The sequence below is a fragment of the Kitasatospora sp. NPDC057904 genome (assembly GCF_042887925.1).
Taxonomy (GTDB): domain Bacteria; phylum Actinomycetota; class Actinomycetes; order Streptomycetales; family Streptomycetaceae; genus Kitasatospora.
In genome coordinates, this window is sequence record NZ_JBHVOL010000001.1 from 761,797 (window position 1) to 783,237 (window position 21,441).

Consider the following 21,441-nt stretch of genomic DNA (forward strand, 5'->3'; position numbering starts at 1 on the left):
TCAGCGGTCGGCCTCGACGTAGATGGTCTCGTCGGTGCGGAAGGCGGTGTCGAGGTCGGCGACGTCGGCGCGGGCGCCCTCGCGGTAGGCGCAGTGGCGGATCCGCCCGTCCTCGAAGCCGGCCAGGCCGAGCACGTGCCGGAGCTCGTCGAGGTCGTAGATCCACTGGTGGCCGTAGTGCCGGAAGATCTGGTTGACCAGGAAGGCGGGGCGCGCGGGCATCGGCGGGCCGAAGCCGAGGGTGGTCAGGCGGCGGCGGTGCTTAGCGAGGAAGCCGTCGCCGGTGGCGTAGCCGACCAGGTAGCGGGCGAGGTCGGGGGTGGTGATCCGCAGGACGCCGCCGGGGCGCAGGACGCGGCGGGCCTCGCGCAGCCAGCCGGCCGCGACGGGCAGGGTGACGTGCTCGATCAGGTGCTCGGCGTAGACCCAGTCGACGCTGGCGTCGGCGAAGGGCAGCGGCCGGGAGACGTCCAGCTGGGTGAACCAGCGGTCGCCGTCGACGCGGTAGAGCGTGCCGGGCTCGGTGGCGGCGCCGGGACTGCGCAGGGTGGCGAGGTCGGTGCCGAGGCCGTGCGGGTGCGCGGTCCGGAATGCGGCGAACTCGATCCCGGTCAGGCCGAGTTCGCGGAACCCGGCGTGGTCGCGGGGCAGGCCGCCGGGTGCGGCCTCCAGCTTCGCGCAGGTGGCGACGTCCGCGCTGAAGTCGTCGAGGCGGGCGGTGAGGCCCTCGGGGTCGTCCCAGTCCCAGCCGGGGAAGCGGTCCGCGTTCTTCGTCATGAGGGAGTTCTCCCAGTCGGGGTCGAACGGTCTCGGGGTTGAGCCCGGTTCCGATTCGGCATTGTCGATATTCGGACGCCCGGTAATGAACCCCGGCGGGATTCTTGACCGTTGAACATTCACCGGTGCGGCGGCGGCCACGGGGTGACGGCCGAGCGGTCCAGGTCGGCGAGCCGGGGGCGGCCCAGCAGGGCCAGGGTGTGCTCCAGTTCGTCGTGCAGGAGGTCGAGGACGCGGCGCACGCCCGCCTCGCCGCCGGTCGCGAGGCCCCAGAACGCCGGGCGGCCGATGAGCACGGCAGCGGCACCGAGGGCGAGGGCGAGGGCGATGTCCGCGCCGGTGCGGACGCCACCGTCGAGGAGGACGGGCAGCGTGCCCGGCACGGCGTCGGCGACCTCCGGGAGGGCGGCCAACGCGGGCACGGCACCGTCCAGTTGCCGTCCGCCGTGGTTGGACACCACGACGGCGTCGACGCCGTGCTCGACGGCGAGCCGGGCGTCCTCGGCGGCGAGGACGCCCTTGAGGACCAGCGGCAGCCGGGTGCGCTCGCGCAGCCAGCCGAGGTCGGCCCAGGTCAGCGAGGGGTCGAACTGCTCGCGTGCGTGGTCGGCGATGCCCGAACTCCCGCTCGCGGCACGGTGGCTGGCCGCCATCAGGGCCGGGTCGAGGTTGACGGCGCGGACGGCGGGCGGGATCGCGAAGCCGTTGCGCAGGTCGCGCAGGCGGCGGCCGATCCTGGGGGCGTCCACGGTCAGCACGAGGGCCGAGATTCCGGCCGCCTCGGCCCGTTCGACCAGGGCCGCGAGGGCCGCGCGCTCGCGCAGCCAGTACAGCTGGAGCCAGACCGGGCCGGTGGCCGCGGCCGTGATGTCCTCCAGGGTGCGGCTCGCGAACATGCCGGCGACGAGCAGGGCTCCGGCCGCGCCGGCCGCCCGCGCGGTGGCCGTCTCGCCCTCGGGGTCGACCAGCCGGTGGTAGGCCATCGGGGCGATGCCGACCGGGAGCGCGAGCGGGCTGCCGAGCAGGGTGGTCGCGGGCGAGCAGGCCGAGACGTCGACGAGCGTGCGCGGCCGGAACGCGTAGCGGGAGAACGCCTCCCGGTTCGCCGCCAGGGTGCGTTCCGCGCCGCTGCCGCCTTCGATGAAGTCCCAGATCTCGCGGGGGAGATGTGCGCGCGCGGCGCGCTCGATCCCGGCCAGCGTGGTCACTCCCACGGGCAGCTCCAATTCCCGGACGGCCACGCGCGGACCGCTCCCGGTTCGGCAGCGTAGGAGCAACAACCACATTGGTATAGACCTTGATTTGACCAATCGTCTGTGCCAAGGTCTGGCCACGGAATTGACCGTTTTGGTTGTTCACGGCGTCCATGTCAAATCCCCTCACTATGTGGAGTGGTGTTGACCGCCTTTTCAAGCTCTTCACTTCCGCTCGCGGATCGGATGCTCCCCGCGCAGCCGCACGCCGATGCCCCGCCCGACTGGATCGACCGGCTCCTGCTGGCCGGCGACGGGGGCGAGGAGTGCCTGCACTTCGGCGGCCCGATCGACCGGGCTGCCCTGCGCGCCCTCGTCGACGAGCAGACCGCTCGGCTCGCCGCCGCCGGTCTCGGCGCGGGCGGCACGGCGGCCCTGCGGCTGCCGCCCTCGGTGGCGTTCGTCGCCGTGCTGCTGGCAGCATGGCGGCTCGGCGCCCAAGTGGCGCTGCTCGACCACCGGTTGACCGACCACGAGGTCGACGCGGCGGTGGCCCGACTGGCCCCGCAGGTGCTGGTGGGCTCCGCCCACCGGTCCGCGGCGGCACTGCGCGGGTTCTCCGACGTGGAGCCGGTGGCCGTCCGGCTGCCGGACGGACGGCCGGCCCGGACCGGGCACGCGCTGGTCCAGCTGAGCTCCGGGTCCACCGGCCCGGCCAAGGTGATCGCCCGCACCGCCGCCGACCTGCTGCGCGAACTCGACTGCTACCGCAGGCTGGTGGATTTCCCCGGCGAGGGCGAGCGGGTCGTCCTGCTCTCCTCGGTGGTGCACGTGCTCGGCCTGGTCGGCGGACTGCTCAACGCCCTGTTCGCCCGCGCCGCGCTGACCGTGCCGGAGCGCATGACGGCCGCGGGCATCCTCTCGGCCGCCGCCCGCGGCGACCGGCCGGTCACCGTCATCGGCGTCCCGTTCCACGCCGAACTGCTGGCCGGCGCGGTCGCGCCGCCGCCGCTGCCCCGGCTGCGGCGGATGGTGGTGGCCGGCGAGCTGGTCCGTCCGGGCCTGGCCGCGCTGTTCACGGACCGGTACGGCGTCCCGCTCGGCACGATGTACGGGATGACCGAGACCGGGGTGATCGCCACCGACCTCTCGGGCGGGCTGCACCCGGCCAAGCGGCCCGTCCACGGCATGCGGCTGCGGCTCGTCGGAGGCGAGCTGCGGATCGCGGCGGGCACCTCGCCCTACCCAGGGCTGGACGACCCGACTCACTGGTCGGACGGCTGGCTGCACACCCGGGACGCCGCCCTGCTCGACCCGGACACCGGCGAGGTCACCGTCCTCGGCCGGCTGGACTCCCAAGTGTCCGTCGGCGGCCTCAAGGTGGACCTCACCGAGGTCGAGCAGACGCTCACCGCGCTGCCCGCCGTCCGCGAGGCCGTCGTGGTCTTCGAGGACGGCGCCATCGAGGCGTACCTCGCCCTCGAAGCCGGCGCCGACCCGGCCGCCGTCCAGGACGGGCTCAACCGCCGCCTGGCCGCCTACAAGCGGCCCCGCCGGCTCGCCCTCCTCCCCCGACTCCCGCGCACCGCGACCGGAAAGCTGCTGCGCGACCCGACCGCCCTGCGCGACGCCACCACGGCCACCACCGCCCGCTGACCAGCGCGCCTTCCTCTCCTAGGAGCCCTCCATGCAGGACCGCGTCCGCGACTTCGTCCTCTCCGCCCTCGCCCAGATGCAGTACGACGTCTCCGGGGTCACCGGCGACACCGACCTCGGCCCGGCCGGGCTGGACCTCGAATCGCTCGCGCTGGCCGACCTGTCGGTCCAGGTCGAGGACGAGTTCGGGGTCAAGTTCGACCTCGACGAGATGGAGACCACCGCGATGATGACGCTCGACGAATTCACCGCCGACGTCGTCCGGCGCATCGCGGCCGCCGGGGCCCAGGACCCGGCCGGCGCGGCCGCCGGCAGCGCCGCGTGACGCGCGCCGGCCTGCCGGACCGCGCCGAGGTCGTGGACATGCTGGCGGCGTTCGGGCAGCGCGCCGCCGACACCGTGCCCGACGAGCTCGGATCGCTGGAACTCACCTGGCTGATCGCCGAGTTCGAGCAGCGCTACGGCATCGAGGTCGACCTCGACGACGAGCGCTTCGCCGCCGTGCGGACCGTCGACGACGCCACCGGACTGCTGCGCGAGGCCCTCCTGGCGAGCACCTCCCCCGGAGCCGCGCAGCCATGACCGCCGTCCTCCCGGCCGCCGCCCGTCCGGTGGTCAGCGGCGTCGGCGTGCTCAGCGCGGCCGGGCGCGGCCTCGGCGAACTCACCGAGGCCACCGCCCACGGCAAGGCCGCCTTCGGTACCGTCACCCGCTTCGACGTGAGCGCGTGCCGCACCACCCGGGCCGCCCTGCTGCCCGCGCCGGTGCCGCTCGCCGACGCGGTGCTGGACGCCGTCGGCCAGGCCTGCCGCCAGGCCGGGCTCGGCGCCGCCGACGGCGCGGCGACACCCGTCCTGCTCGCTCTGCACGGCGACCTGCGCACCCGCGCGACCGCCGACGCCGTCGCGGCCGGACTCGGCGCCGCCTGGGGACTCCACGGCGTCACCCGCGTCTACACGGGTGCCTGCGTGGCGGCGGCGACCGCCGTCGCCGACGCGGCCTCGCTGGTCGCCGCCGGGCGGCACGAGCGGGTGCTGGTGGCCGCCGGGCACCTCGTCGAACCGGGCGTGTTCGCGGTCTTCGACGCGGGCCGCGCCCTCGCCCGCGACGGCGAGCTGCGCCCGTTCAGCACCGGCCGGACCGGCACGCTGCTGGGCGACGCGGCTGCCGCCGTCCTGGTCGAGGCCGCCCCGGCCGCCGAGCGGCGCGGCGCCACCGCGCTCGCCCGGCTGGCCGGCTGGGGCCGCACCGGGGACGCCCACCACGTGTGCCGCCCGGAGCCCGACGGCGCCGGCGTGGCCCGCGCCATCGGGGCCGCGCTCGCCCGCGCGGGCGCCGGGCCGGCCGATGTCGGCTACGTCAACGCCAACGGCACCGGCTCCACGCTGGCCGACCGGGCCGAAGCCCTGGCGCTGCACCGCGTGTTCGGCGCGCACACCGCCCGCCTGCCGGTCAGCTCCAGCAAGTCCGTCCACGGCCACGCCCTGGAGGCCTCCGCGCTGCTCGAACTCGCCGTCACCATCAGCGCGTTGCGCAGCGGACGGCTCCCGGTGAACGCCGGCTGGCTCGGCCCGGACCCGGACGTCGGCCTCGACCTCGTCCTGGACGGACCGCGCGCCGCCGCACCGCGCTACGCCCTCAGCCTCAACTCCGCCTTCGGGGGCGCCAACACCGCCCTCCTCGTGGCCCGCGCATGAGCGGCGACCGTCAACCGGTCGGTGCGCAGGCAGGCTTCGGGCCGACCCCTCCGAACACCCGGCCGGGTCCGGAACGCCAGGCACCCCGCCCCGGCTCCACCCGCGCACGAGCGGACCACACCAACCATCCACCCGCGACGCGCCCGTCGTACAGCCCCGCCCGACAAGCTCCCGCCCACCCCGGAACCGCCCGGACGCACACCGCCGACCGCCCCCGGTTCCCTCCGCCCACACCAGGACCGCCCCGCCCATGCTCCTGCCGCCGCCCCTGCGCATCCTCGCCGAGGCCCACTGGCCCGACCCCGACCGGGCGGACGACCCCTTGCCACCCCTGCCCGGCTTCGCCGCCTCCACCTTCAACCCCCTCGTCGCCCACACCGCCGAACGCTGCCTGCGCGCCCACCACGGAGACGCACCCGCGCCCGGGCGCACGGCGCTGCTGCTCGCCAGCGCGAGCGGCGACCGCGCCACCGCGCGGGCCATCGACGAGGGCGCCGCACCCGGCCGCCGGACGGCCCCGCTGCTGTTCTTCCAGTCCAACCCCAACGCCGTCCTCGGGCACATCGCCGCCCGCTGGGGCCTGACCGGCCCCGTCGTCGCGATCAGCCCGGCCGAGCCCGCCCCGCCCGGCACCGTCCCCGCGGACGCGCTCGACCTGGCCGCGCTGCTCCTCGCCGACGGCGACGCCGACCGGGTCCTCGTCCTCGCCGCCGAACAGGAGGAGGACGGCGACCGGGCCGTCGCCCTCCTCGTCGAGAGCTGAACCGACCTGCCGCCGGCCGCCGTTGCCGGCCACGCCGGGCACACCTGCGCCCCCGCCTCCGTCGCCCGGGCCCACACACCCGGGCACCGCCGCCCGAACCCGCACACACACCCGGGTCAGGACACCCGGGACAGCCGCCGCCGTCGCCGCGCGCACGCGCGGCCCGAGCGCCCAGCCCCAAGCCCACCGCCGGGGCCAACCCCGGCACCGAGGGAGGGATCCGCCCCCGTGACCACCCCCCGCACGACCGCACGCACCACGCCTGCCACGACGAGCCGCGTCCGCGGCCTCCTCGCCGACGACCCGGACGTCGGCGCCGGCTCCGTACTGACCAGCCGCCTCGAGCTCGGCCTCGGCCTGGACGACCCGCTCCTCACCTTCGACACGCAGGTCGACGAGCACCCCGCCTGGCACGCCCTCAGTCTGCGCGAGCTCGACCGCGCCGTCCGCGCCCGCGCCGCCGCCCTGCACGGCCTCGGCATCGGGCGGCGCGACCCCGTCGTCGTCTACGCGAGCGACGCCGCCGACCACGTGCTCGCCTTCCTCGCTCTGGGCCGCCTCGGCGCGATCCCCGCCCTGCTCAACCCGCACCTGGACGGCGAGCGGGCCGCCCGCTACACCGCCCGCCTCGGCGCCGCCGGCGTCCTCGCCGACCCGGCCCACCTGGCCGCGCTGGCCGGCCACGAGCCCGGCGCCCGGCTGCTCCCGGAGATCGCCACCCTCGGCGCCGGCGACCCGGACGCCGCACCGGAGCCCTACCGGCACTGGTCCGACGACCCGGTCGCGATCACCCACTCCTCGGGCACGACCGGGATGCCGAAGGCCGTCGTCCACTCGCACGCGAGCCTGTACGCGGCGATCCGCCACCGGCTGCGGCTGCCGCGCCCGCAGGGGCAGGACCGGATGCTCAGCGCGCTGCCCGCGCCGCACGCGGCGACCCTGATCGCGGTCAACCTCGCGCTCAGCTCGCACACCCGACTCGCGCTGCTCTCAAGCCAGTCCGGCACTGGTGTGCTGGACGCGATCGAGCGCTGGCAGCCGTCCGGCGTGGTCGGCTTCGCCGCCACCTGGGCCGACCTCGCCCGCCACGACCTGGCGGCGCGCGACCTCGCGTCCGTCGCCCTGTGGTGGAACACCGGCGACTGCGCCCACGAGACGCACATCCGCCGCCTGATCGCCACCGGCAGCCGGGAGACCGTCACCCGCGCCGGCCGCACCCGCGAACCCGGCTCGCTGTTCGTCGACGGGCTCGGCTCCACCGAGATGGGCCACTCGCACTTCTTCATCACCCACGGGCCCGGCACCGACCGCTACGGGCGCTGCGTCGGGCGCCCGCACGCCTTCGTCGACTGCGCCGTCGTCGGCCCGGACGGCGAACCGCTCGGCCCCGGCGAGATCGGCGAACTCGCCACCGCCTCGCCGACCCTGGCACTCGGCTACTGGAACGACTCGGCGACCACCTTCCGCACCAGGATCCGCGGCCGCTTCCTCACCGGCGACCTCGTGTACCGGGACGAGGAGGGCTACTACTACCACGTCGACCGGGCCGTCGACTCCGTCGAACTCGGCGACGGCTCCCGGCTGTTCACCGCGATGTCGGAGGAACGCGTGCTGGCCGCGTGCCCGGACGTGACGGACTGCACGGTCGTCGCCGTCCGGGACGGCGAGCGCGTCGTCACCGACGTGCTGCTCCTCCTCTCCGACGGCGCCGACCCTGCCGCCGACCGGACGAAGGACGTCGTCGCCGCCCTGGACGAGGCCGCCGCGGCGACCGTCCGCCGGGTGCTCGTGGTCCGCGCCGACGACCTCCCGCTCGGCCCGACCGGCAAGGTCCGCAAGGTCCTGCTGCGGGAGCGCCACCTGGCGGAGGTGCGGGCATGAGCGTTGTCGTCACCGGCCTCGGGCTCGTCTCGCCGCTCGGCCGCAAGCCCGCCGACGTCTTCGACGCCCTCGCGGCGGGCCGCTCGGGCCTGAGCGCCGTGCCCGAGGGACATCCGGCCCACGGCTGGCTGCCGGTCGCCGGGATCGCGCCCCCGGTGGACGGCCGCGAGGTGCTGCCGCCCACCGAGACCCGCTGCGTGGACAGATTCGTGCTGCTCGCCCTGGCCGCCGCGGACGACGCGCTCGCCGACGCGGGCCTGGTCGTCGGGCGGGACGTGGACCCGCACCGGACGGCCGTCGTGCTGGCCACCGGCGGGGGCGGGCTCGAAACCTTCGAGCAGCAGTCGCACCGCCGCCTGGAGCGCGGCCGGCCGGGCGTCAGCCCGTACCTGCTGCCGGGAATGCTCTCCAACATGGCGACCGCCCGGATCGCCATCAAGCACGGGATCCGCGGCTACAGCTCGGCCGTCGTGACGGCCTGCGCGGCGGGTGCCCAGGCGGTCGCCGAGGGCCTGCGGCTGATCCGGGCCGGGGACGCGGACGTGGTGGTGTGCGGCGGGACGGAGTCCTCGCTGCACCCGACGATCGCCGCCGCCTTCACCAACGCCCGCGCGCTGGCCCAGGGTTGGGACGATCCGGAGGAGGCGAGCCGGCCGTTCGACGCCCGCCGCAACGGCTTCGTGCTCGGCGAGGGCAGCGCCGTCCTCGTCCTGGAGCGCGCCGGGCACGCCGACGCGCGCGACGCCGCCGGGTACGCGGACGTCCTCGGCTGGGGCGCCTCCACCGACGCCCACCACCCGACCACGCCCCGCCCCGACGGCGCGGGCGCCGCCGACGCGATGCGCGCCGCGCTGGCCAACGCGGGCCTCGCGCCCGGCGACATCGACTACGTGAACGCGCACGGCACCGGCACCAGGCTCGGCGACGCCGCCGAGACCGCCGCACTGCGCGCCGTGTTCGGGCCGCAGCCGCCGGCCGTCTCCTCCACCAAGGGAGCGACCGGGCATCTCCTGGGCGCCGCAGGCGCGTTGGAGGCCGCGGTGACCGCGCTCGCGGTGGCACGGGGAACGCTGCCGCCGACCCGCAACCTGGCCGACCCCGACCCGGCCTGCGACCTCGACCACGTCCGGGGCGCGGCCCGGACCGCGCCGGTGCGCGCGGCGCTGAGCAACGCCTTCGCCTTCGGGGGCCACAACCTCAGCCTGATCCTCGGCCCGGCGTCCACCAGGCGCGCCAAGTAGCCCGACGCCACCGGCCGTTACCCGCTCTTCGTCGCTCCCGAGGGGGAGATCCCGTTGTCCATCCAGACCATCACCCATGTCGAGTTCGCGTGCGCGGACGCCGACAAGACGGCCGCCGGGCTGCGCGCCGACTACGGCTTCGCCGCCGACGCCCCGCAGACCTCGCCCGACGGCCTGCGCACCGTCCGCGTCCACCAGGGCGACATCCGCCTGCACCTCGTCTCGGCCGCCCGGCCCGGCCATCCCGTCGCCGAGTTCGTCGCCCGGCACGGGGACGGCGTCGCCGTGCTCGCGCTCGGCTGCGAGGACCCGCAGGCGGCCGTGGAGCGCGCCGAGCGGCACGGCGCCCGGGTGCTCGACCGCGACGGCGCACTGGTCGCCGGCTTCGGCGACGTCGCGCTGCGGTTCGTGCCGCCCGGCGCCGGAGCGGCCGCGCCCGGGCTGCTGGACGCCCTCGACCACGTCGCGATCTGCGTCCCCGGCGGCCAACTCGCGGACGCCGTAAGGTTCTGCGAGGCGGCGCTCGGCCTCCACCGGATCTTCGGCGAGTACATCGAGGTGGGCGAGCAGGCCATGGACTCCAGCGTCGTGCAGAGCGCCTCCGGCGAGGTCACCTTCACGCTGATCGAGCCGGACACCGGCCGGCGCCCCGGCCAGATCGACGAGTTCCTCGCCGCCAACGAGGGCGCCGGCGTCCAGCACCTCGCCTTCCGCACCGCCGACATCGCGACCGCCGTCCGCACGATCCGGGCCCGCGGGGTCGAGTTCCTGAGCACCCCTGACGCCTACTTCGACGCCCTCGCCGAGCGGTTCGGCGAGACCGCCATCCCGGTGGGGACGCTGCGCGAACTGCACGTCCTGGTCGACCAGGACCACGGCGGGCAGCTCTTCCAGATCTTCGCCCGCTCCACCCACCCCCGGCGGACGTACTTCCTGGAGCTCATCGAGCGCCAGGGCGCCGGCACCTTCGGCACCGCCAACATCAGGGCCCTGTACGAGGCCGTCGAGCGGCAGAGCTCGGCCGCCGCCCGGTGACCGACCGGCCTCGAAAGGCACGCCCGGCCCACCCTCGAAAGGCACATCAGTGACCACCGCAGAGTTCCACCTCACCGACGCCGAACGAGCGCTGCTGCCCACCCCCGACGACGTCGACCACTACCGGACGTACGGCTGGTACCTGTCCCACAGGCTGTTCAGCGACGCCGAGCTGGACTCCCTCCAGGCCGCCACCGAGCTCTACTACGCGGGCCACCGCGACCGCGAACTCCCCGTCCGTCCGGCCCGGTTGGCCTCCTGGACGCCGGCGGACGGCCCGGTCCAGCGGCACAACGACTACGTCCACTACGAGAGCGACGCGATCGGCGCGGTCCTGCGCAAGCCGCTGGTCGGCGCCGTCGCCGCGCTGCTCGCCGGGGCCGAGGAGATCCGGATCTTCCAGGCCACCCTGATCTACAAGCCGCCGGTGCCCGAGGAGCCCACCAACCGGGTGCCGTGGCACTTCGACAAGCACTACTGGCAGACCTGCACCTCGGAGGAGATGCTCACCGCGTTCATCCCCTTCCACGACTGCGGCGACGAGAACGGCACGATCACCATGATCGACGGCAGTCACCGCTGGCAGGAGCTCGCCTCCGGCGAGGACTCCACCCGGCACTTCGCCGACCGCGACGGCTCCGAGCTGGAGGCCATCCTCGCCGCGAACGCCGCCCACAACGGGCAGCAGGTGCGGAAGGTCCCGATGCCGATCCCGCGTGGCCACATGAGCTTCCACCACTGCCGCACCTACCACGGCAGCGGCCCCAACCTGGCGTCCTTCCCCCGCCGGGCCGTCTCGCTGCACCTCCAGGACGGCGCCAACGCCTACCGCCGGCACGAGCGGCCGGACGGCGGCCCGGTGGTCTACAACCACGACGTGCTGGTCCGCCGCACCGCCGACGGCCGGCCCGACTACGCCGACCCGGACTTCTGCCCGGCGATCTGGCAAGGGGCGCTGTGACGGGCACGGCCGCCGCGACGGCGCCGCTCGGCACTCCCGCCGAGCGGTACCGGATGCTGCGGCTGATCCGCGGCTTCGAGGAACTCGCGCTCGCCCTCGTGAAGGCCGGCGCGATCCCCGGCGGCATCCACCCGTACATCGGACAGGAGGCCGTCGCGGTCGGCGTCTGCTCCGCGCTCGGCCCCACCGACCGGCTCACCAGCACCCACCGCGGCCACGGCCACGTGCTCGCCCGGGGCGCCGCGCCGCACCGGCTGCTCGCCGAACTCGCGGGCCGGGTGGACGGGTTGAACCGCGGCCGGGGCGGCTCGATGCACGCCGCCGACCTGTCGCTCGGCATCCTCGGCGCCAACGGCATCGTCGGCGCGGGCGCGCCGATCGCCGTCGGCGCCGCGTGGGCGGCCCGGCAGGCCGGCGGCGGCCGGGTCGCGGTCGCGTTCTTCGGCGACGGCGCGCTCAACCAGGGCGTGGTGCTGGAGTCGTTCAACCTCGCGGCGATGTGGCGGCTGCCGGTGGTCTTCGTGTGCGAGGACAACGGCTACGCGACCACCCTGCCCGCCGCCGCGGCGGTCGCGGGCAGCGCGACCGGCCGGGCGGCCGCCTTCGGCATCCCCGCCGAGGAGGTCGACGGGATGGACACCGAGGCCGTCCGCGCCGCCGCCCTCCGCGCCGTCGACCGGGCGCGCAGCGGCGGCGGCCCGGCCTTCCTGGAGTGCCGCACCTACCGCTTCGAGGGCCACCACACCATGGAACGCCGGATGAAACCGCGCTACCGCACCCCCGAGGAGGTCGACGCCTGGCGCACCCGCGACCCACTGCCCCGGGCCGCCGCCCTGCTCGACCCCGCCGCGGTCGCCACGATCGACACAGAAGTCTCCCAACTCCTTTCCAGTGCCGAGGATTTCGCGCTGGCATCCGCACACCCCGACCCGGCCGGCGCCGCCGACCACCTGTACGCCGACGGGCTGCGCCCCAGAGCAGGAGCGGTGGCATGACCCGCCTGTCGTACACCAAGGCGCTCAACCGGGCGCTCGCCGACGAGCTCGCCGCGGACCCTGCGGTCTGCGTGTTCGGCGAGGACATCGGCGCCGGCCTGGCCGGCCCCACGCTCGGGCTGCTGGAGCGCTTCGGCCCGGAGCGGATCGTCGACACCCCGCTCTCCGAGCAGGCGTTCACCGCGATGGCGATCGGCGCCGCGCTCGAAGGGCGGCGGCCCGTACTGGAGTTCCAGATCCCCTCGCTGCTGTTCCTGGTCTTCGAGCAACTCGTCAACCAGGCCCACAAGTTCTCCCTGATGACCGGCGGCCAGGCGGGCGTGCCGCTGACCTGCGTCGTGCCCGGCTCCGGCTCCCGGGACGGCTGGGCGGGCCAGCACTCCGACCACCCGTACAGCCTCTTCGCGCACGCCGGGGTGAAGACGGTCGTGCCCGCCACCCCGACCGACGCCTACGGGCTGCTGCGCTCGGCCATCCGCGACCCGGACCCGGTCGTCCTGTTCGCACCCGCCGCCGCCCTGCCCGGCCGGGAGACGGTGACGTGGGAGCTCGCGCCGGTCCCGCTCGGCCGGGCCCGGATCCACCGCTCCGGCACCGACGTCACCGTCGTCGCCGTCGGCCACCTCGTCCACGACGCGCTCGCGGTGGCCGAGGAGGTCGCCGAGGAGATCTCCGTCGAGGTCCTCGACCCGCGCACGCTCCATCCGCTCGACTGGCCCGCGCTCGCCGCCTCGCTCGAACGCACCGGCCGGCTGGTCGTGTTCGACGACTCCAACCGCAGCTGCGGCTTCGGCGCCGAGGTGCTCGCCACCGCCGCCGAGGAGCTGCGCCTCACCGCCCCGCCGCGCCGGGTCACCCGCCCGGACGGCGCCGTCCTGCCGTTCGCCCCCGTCCTCGACCGCGCCCTCCAGCCGAGCCGCGACCAGCTGCGCCGCGCGCTGTACGCGGTGCTCAAGTAGCCCCTCCCTCTCCCCCGAAAGGACTCCGCATGTCCACCAACCGCTACCACTGGGACCGTTCGCACCCCGGCCTCACCGGCCTCCAGCAGGCCGTCGACCCGCTGCGCCGCGAGGTGGTCGGCCACACCGTCTACGGCGGGCTGACCGGCCTCGGGCGGGTCCGCACGTTCCTGGAGAGCCACGTCTTCGCCGTCTGGGACTTCATGTCGCTGCTCAAGAGCCTCCAGCGCGACCTGACCTGCGTCGACGTCCTGTGGGTGCCGGCCGGTCCGACCGCGAGCCGGCGGCTGATCAACGAGATCGTGCTGGTCGAGGAGAGCGACGAGCTCGGCGAGGGCTACACCAGCCACTTCGAGCTGTACGTCGACGGGATGCGCCGGGCGGGCGCCGACACCGGCCCGGTCGAGGCCTTCCTGGAGCTGCTGGGCGCCGGCACGGCCGTCCCGGAGGCACTGAAGGCGGCCGGGGTGCCGCAGGCCGCCGCCGACTTCACCGGCACCACGTGGTCGATCGTCGAGAACGCGCCCGTGCACTGCCGGGCCGCCGCCTTCGCCTTCGGCCGGGAGGACCTGATCCCGGACATGTTCGCCCAGGTGGTACGGATCGACGACCCGGACGGCGCGCTCACCGTCTTCAAGGACTACCTCGTGCGGCACATCGAGGTGGACGGCGAGCAGCACACGCCGATGGCCATGCAGATGCTGATCGACCTGTGCGGCGAGGACGACGCGAAGTGGGCGGCGTGCGCCGAGACCGTCCGGCTCGCCCTGCGGGCCAGGACGCAGCTCTGGACGGCCATCGAGAAGGCTTTCTGACGAAGCTTTCCGACGGATCATCAGATCACTCGAGGCACGGCCGCGGCCGGCGGGGGCAGTTCGTCGGCCGGGTCGCGGAAGCGGTGCAGCGCCGCCCGGCCCTCCGCCCCGCGCACGCGGGCGGCGAGCCGGGCGGGCAGCACGACGGTGGCCAGGAGGCCGGTGCCGCGGAAGCCCTCGACCGTCCAGCAGACCCACGGCAGCGGGTAGTTGGCGGCCGGGCTGAAGTACACCGGCCGCTCGCCCTGGAACCGGACGTCGTACGCGCCGAAGCGGCTCCAGTTGGAGAAGCTGAAGCGGCGGGCCGCCGGGTCGAAGCCGACCGGGACGCAGTCGCCCAGCCGGTCGCGGCCGACGGCCGCCAGGAAGCGCAGGTTGGCCCGCAGGTTGAGGTGCTCGGCCGGGAAGTCGGCGACGGCCGCGCGCAGGGCGGCGGCGAGCGCCGCGGGCCCGTCCTTCGCGGAGTGCGCGAGGTGCAGGTCGCTCAGCAGGTTGCCGACATGGGCGGGCGAGAGGCCGAGCCAGCGGCGGGCGTTCACCGGGACGGTGAGCATTCGCTCGGCTTCGTCGCCGTCCAACTCCCGTATGGTGCACACGACATGGGCGCAGAGGACGTCCCCGGCGGAAAGTCGCCGTCCGGCCGCCGCGCCGAAGTCGGCGCGCATCCGCTCGATCTCGGCGTCCCCGAAGTAGATCTGGACGGTCCGGTTGGCGCGCGGCCCGGCCGCCACCTCGCGGGCCAGGAACGCGGCCTCGACCGGGTCGGGCAGCCGGAAGCCGGGCCGTCCGCAGTCCTCGGCGGGGAGCACCTCGTCGAGCAGCGCGTCCTGGTCGGCGACGAGTTCGGCCTCCGGCAGCGGCTCGCCCTCGACCGCCGCCGACCATGCGCGCATCAGCAGCATGAAGCTCTGCAGGTCCCCGACGGCGTGGTGCCAGGAGCAGCCGAGCACGGTGCCGCCGTCCGCGGTACGGGTGACGCGGACGGTGAACAGCGGCCCGCCGCCGGTGCGCGCGGCCGGGGCGTCCACCGGGTCGACCAGTTCGGCGCCGGCGGCGGTGACGCGGCCCATCGCCTCGGCGAGCGTGCCGTCCACGGCGTGCACGTCGAAGGGCACGCCGGCGTCGTCGCAGACGGCCTCCAGGGCGCCGCCGGCGGTGGTGCGCAGCCGCCCGGCGAAGACCGGGACCCGGTCGAGGGCGCGGGCGAGGCCGGCGGCGAGCCGCTCGTCGTCGAGCGGCCGGTCGAAGAAGAGCACGACCGAGACGGCGAGGTCGGCCAGCATGGTGTCCATCAGTCCGCAGCGCAGGACGGTGCCGGGCGCGCGGCCCGCTCGCACGGTCCGGGAGCGGCGCAACTCCGGCCAGGCGTTCATGCGTTCCGTCCCCGGGTGGTCGGCGGATGGCGTGCGGGCACGCCGAACGATAGTGGCGCGCGGATCCAGTGGTCCAGTCCAATCACCGGGTGAAAACGCGCCCCCGGACACCCCCGGCGATACAATGCCGACCATGGGAGAGCGCTTGGCCGCACCCGTGGCACCGCCCCTGATGGTGGTCACCGACACCGACTCGCAGCTGATCGATCCGGGCCGGTCCTACCACGTCGGCCGCGACCCGACGAGCGAGATCGTCCTGGACGACCCCCGCGTCTCGTGGCACCACGCCGTCCTGCACGCCATCGGCGACCGCTGGGAGCTGGAGGACGTCGGCAGCACCAACGGCACCTACGACGACGGGCGCCGGATCAGCGCCGAGGACGTCGGCCCCGGCACCCGGGTGCGCTTCGGCAACCCCGCCGACGGCCCGTCCGCGACCTTCGCCGGCCTCCCCCGGCCCGCGCCCGGCGAACGCCCGTCCCTGGTCGCCCCGCAGTCCTCCGGCACCTTCCGCAGCCCCAGCGCCGTGCTTCCGCTGCCCGCCCGGGCCGTGCGGATCGGCCGCTCGCCGGACAACGACCTCGTCCTGGACGACCTCGTGGTCTCCCGCCACCACGCCGAACTGCGCGAACTGCCCGGCGGCGGACACGAGATCGTCGACCTCGACAGCCACAACGGCACCTACCTCAACGGCGGCCCGGTCCGGCGCGCGCCCGTCGGCCCGGCCGACATCATCGGCATCGGCCACTCCGCGCTGTGCCTGTCCGACGGCCACCTCGTCGAGTACACCGACACCGGCGAGATCTCCCTCGACGTGCAGGACCTCGTCGTCCGCGTCGGCCCCGACCACCGGGTGCTGCTCGACCGCGTCGGCTTCCCGCTCCCCGAGAAGGCGCTGCTCGCGGTGGCCGGCCCGAGCGGCGCGGGCAAATCCACGCTGCTCAACGCCCTCACCGGGCTGCGCCCCGCCGACGAGGGCACCGTCCTGTACGACGGGCGCGACCTCTACCGCGACTACGCCGAACTGCGCCGCCGGATCGGCCTCGTGCCGCAGGACGACATCCTGCACACCCAGCTCACCGTGCGCCGCGCCCTGTCCTACGCCGCCGAGCTGCGCTTCCCCGGCGACACCGACCCGCACGAGCGCGAGGCGCGGGTCACCGAGGTGATCCACGAGCTCGGCCTGGACGAGCGGGCCGACCAGGTCATCGCGAGCCTCTCCGGCGGCCAGCGCAAGCGGGTCAGCGTGGCCCTGGAGCTGCTGACCAAGCCCTCACTGCTCTTCCTGGACGAGCCGACCTCCGGCCTGGACCCGGGCATGGAACGCTCGGTGATGCACATGCTGCGCGGCCTGGCCGACGACGGCCGCACGGTGGTCGTGGTGACGCACAGCGTGCTGAGCCTGAGCGTGTGCGACCGCCTGCTGGTGCTCGCCCCCGGCGGCCGGACGGCCTACTACGGGCCGCCGCAGGAGGCGCTGGCGTTCTTCGGCTTCGACGAGTGGCCGGAGGCGTTCGAGGCGTTCGAGAGCGACGACCGGGGCGTCTGGCAGCAGCGCTTCCGCGCCTCGCCGCAGTACCACCGGTACATCGCCGCCGAGGCCGCCGCGGCCGTCCCCAGGGGACCCGCCGCCCCGGGTTCTCCCGCCATCGGCCGGGAGAAGCCCCAGGGCTGGTTCGCCCAGCTCGGCACCCTCGTGCGCCGCTACACGGCAGTGCTGGCCGCCGACCGGCTCTTCCTCACCATCATGGTCGTGCTGCCCTTCGTCATCGGCGGCATGTGCCGGGCGATCGCGGGCACCCGGATCTCCCAGGAGAACGCGATCAACTGCCTGATCACGCTCTGCCTCGGCGCCCTGCTGACCGGGTCCGCGAACTCGGTGCGCGAGCTGGTCAAGGAGCGCGCGATCTACCGGCGGGAACGCGTGGTCGGACTGTCCCGGTCGGCGTACGTGGTCTCGAAGGTCGTGGTCCTCGGCGCGGTCACGGTCGGTCAGGCCGCGCTGCTGACCGTGGTCGGCATCGCCGGGGTGAAGATCGAGCCCAAGCTGCCGCCGGGCGCACCGCCCGCGGTGACCACCGGCGTCGTGATGCCGCAACTGCCCGAACTGATCGTCGCGGTGGCCGTGCTCGCGTTCTCCGCGATGATGCTCGGGCTGCTGGTCTCGGCGCTGGTGGCCCAGGAGGAGGCCACCATGCCGCTGCTCGTGCTCGTCTCGGTGGTCCAGATCGTCTTCACCGGCCTGATGCTCAAGCTGCACGGCGTGCCCGGCCTGGAACAGGCGTCCTGGCTCGTGCCGTCCCGCTGGGGCCTGTCCGCCATGGCCCGCACCGTCGACCTGCGCAACCTGTCCTTCCCGACCGTCCTCACCGCCGACCCGCTCTTCCGCCACGAGCGCCGCGGCTGGCTCCTCGGCATGGCCGCGCTGGCCGCGCTCTCGGTGACGTACGGCCTGCTCGTCCTGGCCCTGCTGCGCCGCCACGAGCCCGCCGTCATGCGGAAGTAGCCGGCGCCGCCGCGCCGGGAAGCCCCGGCCCGCCGCCGGTAGAGTGGGAACCGACCTGTGGTGCGAGTGCCGCACGCAGCCCCCGCCCCGGGGCCCGACCCCCGGGCGCCGGCCCGCGCGGCGGAGGAAATGTGCCGCGCATGGACGAGTTCGCGTTCCGCCCCACCCACATCGCCCCGCCCGGCGGGATGGCCACCTGGGCGGCCCCCGACCCGGCCCGGCCGTCGGCCCGGCTGGACGAGCTGCTCCCCGTGCGGCTCGTCGCCCGGCAGGGCGACTGGGCCCGCGTGCTGTGCTCCAACGGCTGGACCGCCTGGGTCGACGCCCGCCTGCTGATCACCCTGCCGGACGCCCCGCCGGTCGCCGGCGGTCCGCCCGCCCGCACCGCCGACCCGCGCCCGGCCCTCGCCGACGCGGCGGCCGCCCTGGACCGCCACCGGGCGCTGCTGGAGCGGCTGGCGGCCGGCGCCCTGGACCTGGAGTCCTTCCGGGAGCAGACGCGCGGCCTGCGCGTCGGCCTGGTCGTCGACGGCGAGGCGCTGTGGGTGTTCGACCCGGTGCACGACCGCTGGTGCTACTGCGACGGGCTCCAGCTCCAGACGTACGCGGCCACCGACCGGGTCGAGCCGGAGCCCGCCTCCCCCGCCCCCGTAGAACCCGCCTCCCCTGCCCCCGCGGAGCCCGACGACTACGCCCGCACCCGGGCGGCCGAACCGTGATCCCGTCCGGACCGGGCACCGGCCCGCCCCCCGAGAGCCCGATGGGGCCCGCCGACGCCGCCGGCCTGCCCGCCGGGATGGTCGGGCGCGAGGTCGCCGGCTACCGCCTGGAGGGCGAGGTCGGGCGCGGCGGCATGGCCGTCGTCTACCGCGCGAAGGACCTGCGGCTCGGCCGGACCGTCGCCGTCAAGCTCCTGGCCCCCGAGCTGGCCCGCAACGAGGTGTTCCGGCAGCGGTTCATGCACGAGTCCGAGGCCGCCGCCGCGATCGACCACCCGCACATCGTGCCGATCTTCGAGGCCGGGGAGCACGAGGGCATCCTGTTCATCGCGATGCGCTACGTCGACGGCGGCGACCTGCGCGCCCTGATGGGCCGCAGCGGGCCCTTCCCGGTCGACCGGGCCGCCCGGCTGGCCCTGCAGATCGCCTCCGCCCTGGACGCCGCGCACGACCACGACCTGGTCCACCGGGACGTCAAGCCCGGCAACGTGCTGGTCGCCGCCGGCACCGACAGCGAGCACCCCGAGCACCTGTACCTCGCCGACTTCGGGCTCACCAAGAAGTCCCTGTCGCTCAGCGGGCTGACCAGCGTCGGCCAGATCGTCGGGACGCTCGACTACGCGGCGCCCGAGCAGATCTCCGGCCGCCCGCTGGACGGGCGCTGCGACCAGTACGGCCTCGGCTGCGTGGTGTTCGAGATGCTGGCCGGCGCACCGCCGTTCCGCCGCGAGAGCGACCTCGCGCTGCTCTGGGCGCACCTCAACGACCCGCCGCCCCGCGTGCGCGAGCACCGCCCCGACCTGCCCGAGGCCGTCGACGCCGTGGTCGCCCGGGCGCTCGCCAAGGCGCCCGAGGACCGGTACGCGACCTGCCTGCAGTTCGTCGCCGAGCTGCGCGCGGCGGTGGCCTCCGTCGCCGCGCCCGCCGCCTGGACGGGCGGCGGACCGCCGACCCAGGTGGTCCCCGCGGTCGCCGCGGTCTCCTCCGTGCCCGAGCCGCCCGCGTGGGCCGCGCCGGTCGTCCACCCGCCGCCGCGCGGCGGATAGGAGCGGTACGCCCCATGAACGCCGTCAGCCAGGTCTTCGCCATGCTCGCCGCCGCCGTCCACATCATCGCGTGGCCGCTGGAGAGCTTCCTGTACGGGCACCCGCGCGTGCGCTTCCTGCTCACCGGCAGCACGGCGGACGCCCCGGAGGTGCGGGTGTGGCGCTTCAACGTCGGCTTCTACAACCTGTTCCTCGCGCTGGGCCTGGTCGCGGGGCTGGTCCTGCTGCACACCCGGCACGACACCGCCGGTCGGGCGATGATCACCTACGTCAGCACCTTCATGATCGCCGGCGGGGTCATCCTGTTCGTCTCGGAACCCAAGGTCTGGCGCGGTGCCCTCGCCCAGGCGCTGCCCCCGGTGGTGGTCCTGCTGGCCGAGGCGTTCTGAGGCCCCGACCGGTCACACGCTTCAGCCCTCTTCCGGCACCTCGCCCCGGCGTCCGACGCGCGCCGCGAGCAGCGCGCCGAGAGCACCGGCCAGCAGTCCCCAGCCGGCTGCCAGGGGCACGGCCGTCCACAAGTACGGGTGGAGCGTGAGGCTGCCGTTGCCGAGCCCGGCCAGGGGGCCGCCCGCACTACCGAGGACGGAGCCCAGGAGGCCGCCGAGCCCGCTCTCCCCCACGCCGACGCCGAGCACGGACAGCCCGTAGTCGGCGTCCACCCGGGTCCACGCCCCGATCAGGGCGACCGCCACGGCCGTGGCCAGCGCCAGCCGGACGGCGTGCTGCCACAGCGGGACGCTCCTCGGCGAGCGGTAGGCCGCGAGGAAGCCGGCCGCGAGCAGCAGGACGGCGGCAATCGGCAGCAGCCACCAGCTGCGCGCGTCCTGGTCGGCGAGGGTGCCGAGGCTCACCGTCGCCTCGTGGCCCTCCGGTGCGCGCAGCACGTCGGCGAGCGGCTTGGGCACCGGCAGGCCGAGGGCTCCGGAGAGCCGGCCGTGCCACTCGGCGCCGAGCCCGACGCCGAACGCCAGCCACCCGAGGTTCGGCAGGGCGAGCAGCACGACGGCCATCGTCTGCCGCCCGTTGCCGTGCGCGAGCGCCGTCAGCACGCCCGCCACCACGCCGATCGCGACGTACCCGAGCAGCACCGTCCAGAGCGCGAACGCGGCCGGGCGCACGGCCTGTTGGTACGGCAGCAGCGCGCGCGGCAGCGGCGCCCGCCGGGACACCGCGAACGTGCCCGCGAGCACCACGAGCAGCCACGCCAGCCCGATCCCGACCGTGGTCGGCCCGTCCGCGTGGAAGCCCACCTCGGGGGTCAGGCCGAGCGCGTTGCCGATGGCCTGCTCGATGCCGCCGCCGAGCGGGACGGTGAAGGTGTGCGAGGCGCCGAGGGTGAGCAGGACCAGGGCGAGCAGCCAGAGCACCACCGTCCGCACGATCCGGCCGAGCAACTCGTTGCCGCCGGTCACCGCGCGGAAGCGCAGTTGACGCAGGAACACCTCGGCCATCACCACCGCGCCGGCCAGCCCGACGGACAGCGGCATCGCGCTGATCCCGGCGTCCACGGCGGCGAACTGACCGGCCCCGCCGTCCAGTTGGACGGACCCGCCGACGGCCAGCGCCACCGTGGCGGCGAGCACCGACGGGAACCCGCCGTCCGGGAGGTCGCTCGCGCCGGCCAGCCAGAGGCCGAGCGCGGCCACCGCCGCCATCGCGGCGAGCCCGGCCACGACGACGGCGAGCGCGTCCAGCCACCCGCGCACGGCGCCGGGCGCTCCGGCGGGGGCGGTCGCGGCCTGCTGCATGTCGCCTCCTGCTGTTCCTGCGGGTGCCGGACGGGTTCCGGTGCGCCGGACGGCTTCCGGCCTGCCGGACGGT

The 21,441-nt window shown here is 75.4% G+C and carries 20 protein-coding genes; 16 read left to right on the forward strand and 4 right to left on the reverse strand.

The features are described from left to right. Together ACFVSN_RS03585 and ACFVSN_RS03590 are read right to left on the reverse strand one after the other, a co-directional pair. Positions 1-777, reverse strand: coding sequence for a class I SAM-dependent methyltransferase (locus ACFVSN_RS03585; RefSeq protein ID WP_387590322.1), 777 nt, complete (start codon positions 775-777; stop codon positions 1-3). Between the two features lie 119 nt (positions 778-896). Next, positions 897-1,991: an alpha-hydroxy acid oxidase gene (locus ACFVSN_RS03590; RefSeq protein ID WP_387590319.1), complete on the reverse strand. Its 1,095-nt coding sequence runs from the start codon at positions 1,989-1,991 to the stop codon at positions 897-899. 225 nt (positions 1,992-2,216) lie between these two features. On the opposite strand from ACFVSN_RS03590, the gene ACFVSN_RS03595 reads away from it, so the two are divergent. The 12 genes from ACFVSN_RS03595 to ACFVSN_RS03650 all read left to right on the forward strand — a co-directional run bounded on the left by ACFVSN_RS03595 (position 2,217) and on the right by ACFVSN_RS03650 (position 13,973). Next, complete coding sequence (locus tag ACFVSN_RS03595; RefSeq protein WP_387590317.1) at positions 2,217-3,626, forward strand: class I adenylate-forming enzyme family protein; 1,410 nt, start codon at positions 2,217-2,219, stop codon at positions 3,624-3,626. A gap of 31 nt (positions 3,627-3,657) precedes the next feature. After that, positions 3,658-3,951 carry a phosphopantetheine-binding protein gene (locus tag ACFVSN_RS03600; protein WP_387590314.1) on the forward strand — a complete coding sequence of 98 codons (294 nt, stop codon included), beginning with the start codon at positions 3,658-3,660 and terminating at the stop codon, positions 3,949-3,951. Continuing rightward, entirely contained in the window at positions 3,948-4,208 is a 261-nt protein-coding gene (locus ACFVSN_RS03605; protein ID WP_380495589.1) for an acyl carrier protein, read from the forward strand. The genes ACFVSN_RS03600 and ACFVSN_RS03605 overlap by 4 nt, the downstream gene beginning before the upstream one ends. Then, on the forward strand, positions 4,205-5,323 hold the full coding sequence (locus ACFVSN_RS03610; protein WP_387590311.1) for a beta-ketoacyl synthase N-terminal-like domain-containing protein: 1,119 nt from the start codon (positions 4,205-4,207) through the stop codon (positions 5,321-5,323). Before ACFVSN_RS03605 ends, ACFVSN_RS03610 begins: the two co-directional genes overlap by 4 nt. A 250-nt stretch (positions 5,324-5,573) precedes the next feature. Continuing rightward, positions 5,574-6,086: a hypothetical protein gene (locus tag ACFVSN_RS03615; RefSeq protein WP_380439872.1), complete on the forward strand. Its 513-nt coding sequence runs from the start codon at positions 5,574-5,576 to the stop codon at positions 6,084-6,086. Positions 6,087-6,314: 228 nt separating this feature from the next. Further along, positions 6,315-7,967 (forward strand): class I adenylate-forming enzyme family protein, encoded by a 1,653-nt coding sequence (locus tag ACFVSN_RS03620; RefSeq protein WP_387590308.1) that lies wholly within the window; start codon positions 6,315-6,317, stop codon positions 7,965-7,967. Continuing rightward, positions 7,964-9,208 carry a beta-ketoacyl-[acyl-carrier-protein] synthase family protein gene (locus ACFVSN_RS03625; RefSeq protein ID WP_387590305.1) on the forward strand — a complete coding sequence of 415 codons (1,245 nt, stop codon included), beginning with the start codon at positions 7,964-7,966 and terminating at the stop codon, positions 9,206-9,208. The genes ACFVSN_RS03620 and ACFVSN_RS03625 overlap by 4 nt, the downstream gene beginning before the upstream one ends. Positions 9,209-9,262: 54 nt before the next feature. After that, positions 9,263-10,243, forward strand: a complete 981-nt coding sequence (gene hppD / locus ACFVSN_RS03630; protein ID WP_387590302.1) for a 4-hydroxyphenylpyruvate dioxygenase — start codon at positions 9,263-9,265, stop codon at positions 10,241-10,243. A 49-nt stretch (positions 10,244-10,292) separates the two neighbouring features. Further along, complete coding sequence (locus ACFVSN_RS03635; protein WP_380439880.1) at positions 10,293-11,204, forward strand: phytanoyl-CoA dioxygenase family protein; 912 nt, start codon at positions 10,293-10,295, stop codon at positions 11,202-11,204. Further along, positions 11,201-12,199, forward strand: a complete 999-nt coding sequence (locus tag ACFVSN_RS03640) for a thiamine pyrophosphate-dependent dehydrogenase E1 component subunit alpha (protein WP_387590298.1) — start codon at positions 11,201-11,203, stop codon at positions 12,197-12,199. The genes ACFVSN_RS03635 and ACFVSN_RS03640 overlap by 4 nt, the downstream gene beginning before the upstream one ends. Then, a complete protein-coding gene (locus ACFVSN_RS03645; RefSeq protein ID WP_387590295.1) occupies positions 12,196-13,158 on the forward strand; it encodes an alpha-ketoacid dehydrogenase subunit beta in 963 nt (320 codons plus the stop codon). The genes ACFVSN_RS03640 and ACFVSN_RS03645 overlap by 4 nt, the downstream gene beginning before the upstream one ends. A gap of 29 nt (positions 13,159-13,187) precedes the next feature. After that, positions 13,188-13,973, forward strand: a complete 786-nt coding sequence (locus ACFVSN_RS03650; protein WP_387590292.1) for a DUF3050 domain-containing protein — start codon at positions 13,188-13,190, stop codon at positions 13,971-13,973. A gap of 20 nt (positions 13,974-13,993) precedes the next feature. Here ACFVSN_RS03650 and ACFVSN_RS03655 read toward each other — a convergent pair whose 3' ends face one another. After that, complete coding sequence (locus tag ACFVSN_RS03655; RefSeq protein WP_387590289.1) at positions 13,994-15,346, reverse strand: acyltransferase; 1,353 nt, start codon at positions 15,344-15,346, stop codon at positions 13,994-13,996. 133 nt (positions 15,347-15,479) lie between these two features. Between ACFVSN_RS03655 and ACFVSN_RS03660 the strand changes: the two genes are divergently transcribed. The 4 genes from ACFVSN_RS03660 (at position 15,480) to ACFVSN_RS03675 (ending at position 20,006) form a co-directional block, all read left to right on the forward strand. Beyond that, on the forward strand, positions 15,480-17,852 hold the full coding sequence (locus ACFVSN_RS03660; RefSeq protein ID WP_387590286.1) for an FHA domain-containing protein: 2,373 nt from the start codon (positions 15,480-15,482) through the stop codon (positions 17,850-17,852). A gap of 140 nt (positions 17,853-17,992) precedes the next feature. After that, a complete protein-coding gene (locus tag ACFVSN_RS03665) occupies positions 17,993-18,571 on the forward strand; it encodes a hypothetical protein (RefSeq protein WP_387590283.1) in 579 nt (192 codons plus the stop codon). 41 nt (positions 18,572-18,612) lie between these two features. Further along, positions 18,613-19,617, forward strand: a complete 1,005-nt coding sequence (locus ACFVSN_RS03670) for a serine/threonine-protein kinase (protein ID WP_387590281.1) — start codon at positions 18,613-18,615, stop codon at positions 19,615-19,617. A 14-nt stretch (positions 19,618-19,631) separates the two neighbouring features. Further along, positions 19,632-20,006: a DUF1304 domain-containing protein gene (locus ACFVSN_RS03675; RefSeq protein ID WP_387590278.1), complete on the forward strand. Its 375-nt coding sequence runs from the start codon at positions 19,632-19,634 to the stop codon at positions 20,004-20,006. A 21-nt stretch (positions 20,007-20,027) separates the two neighbouring features. Here ACFVSN_RS03675 and ACFVSN_RS03680 read toward each other — a convergent pair whose 3' ends face one another. After that, positions 20,028-21,368 carry a streptophobe family protein gene (locus tag ACFVSN_RS03680; protein WP_387590275.1) on the reverse strand — a complete coding sequence of 447 codons (1,341 nt, stop codon included), beginning with the start codon at positions 21,366-21,368 and terminating at the stop codon, positions 20,028-20,030. Between the last annotated feature and the right edge of the window lie 73 nt (positions 21,369-21,441).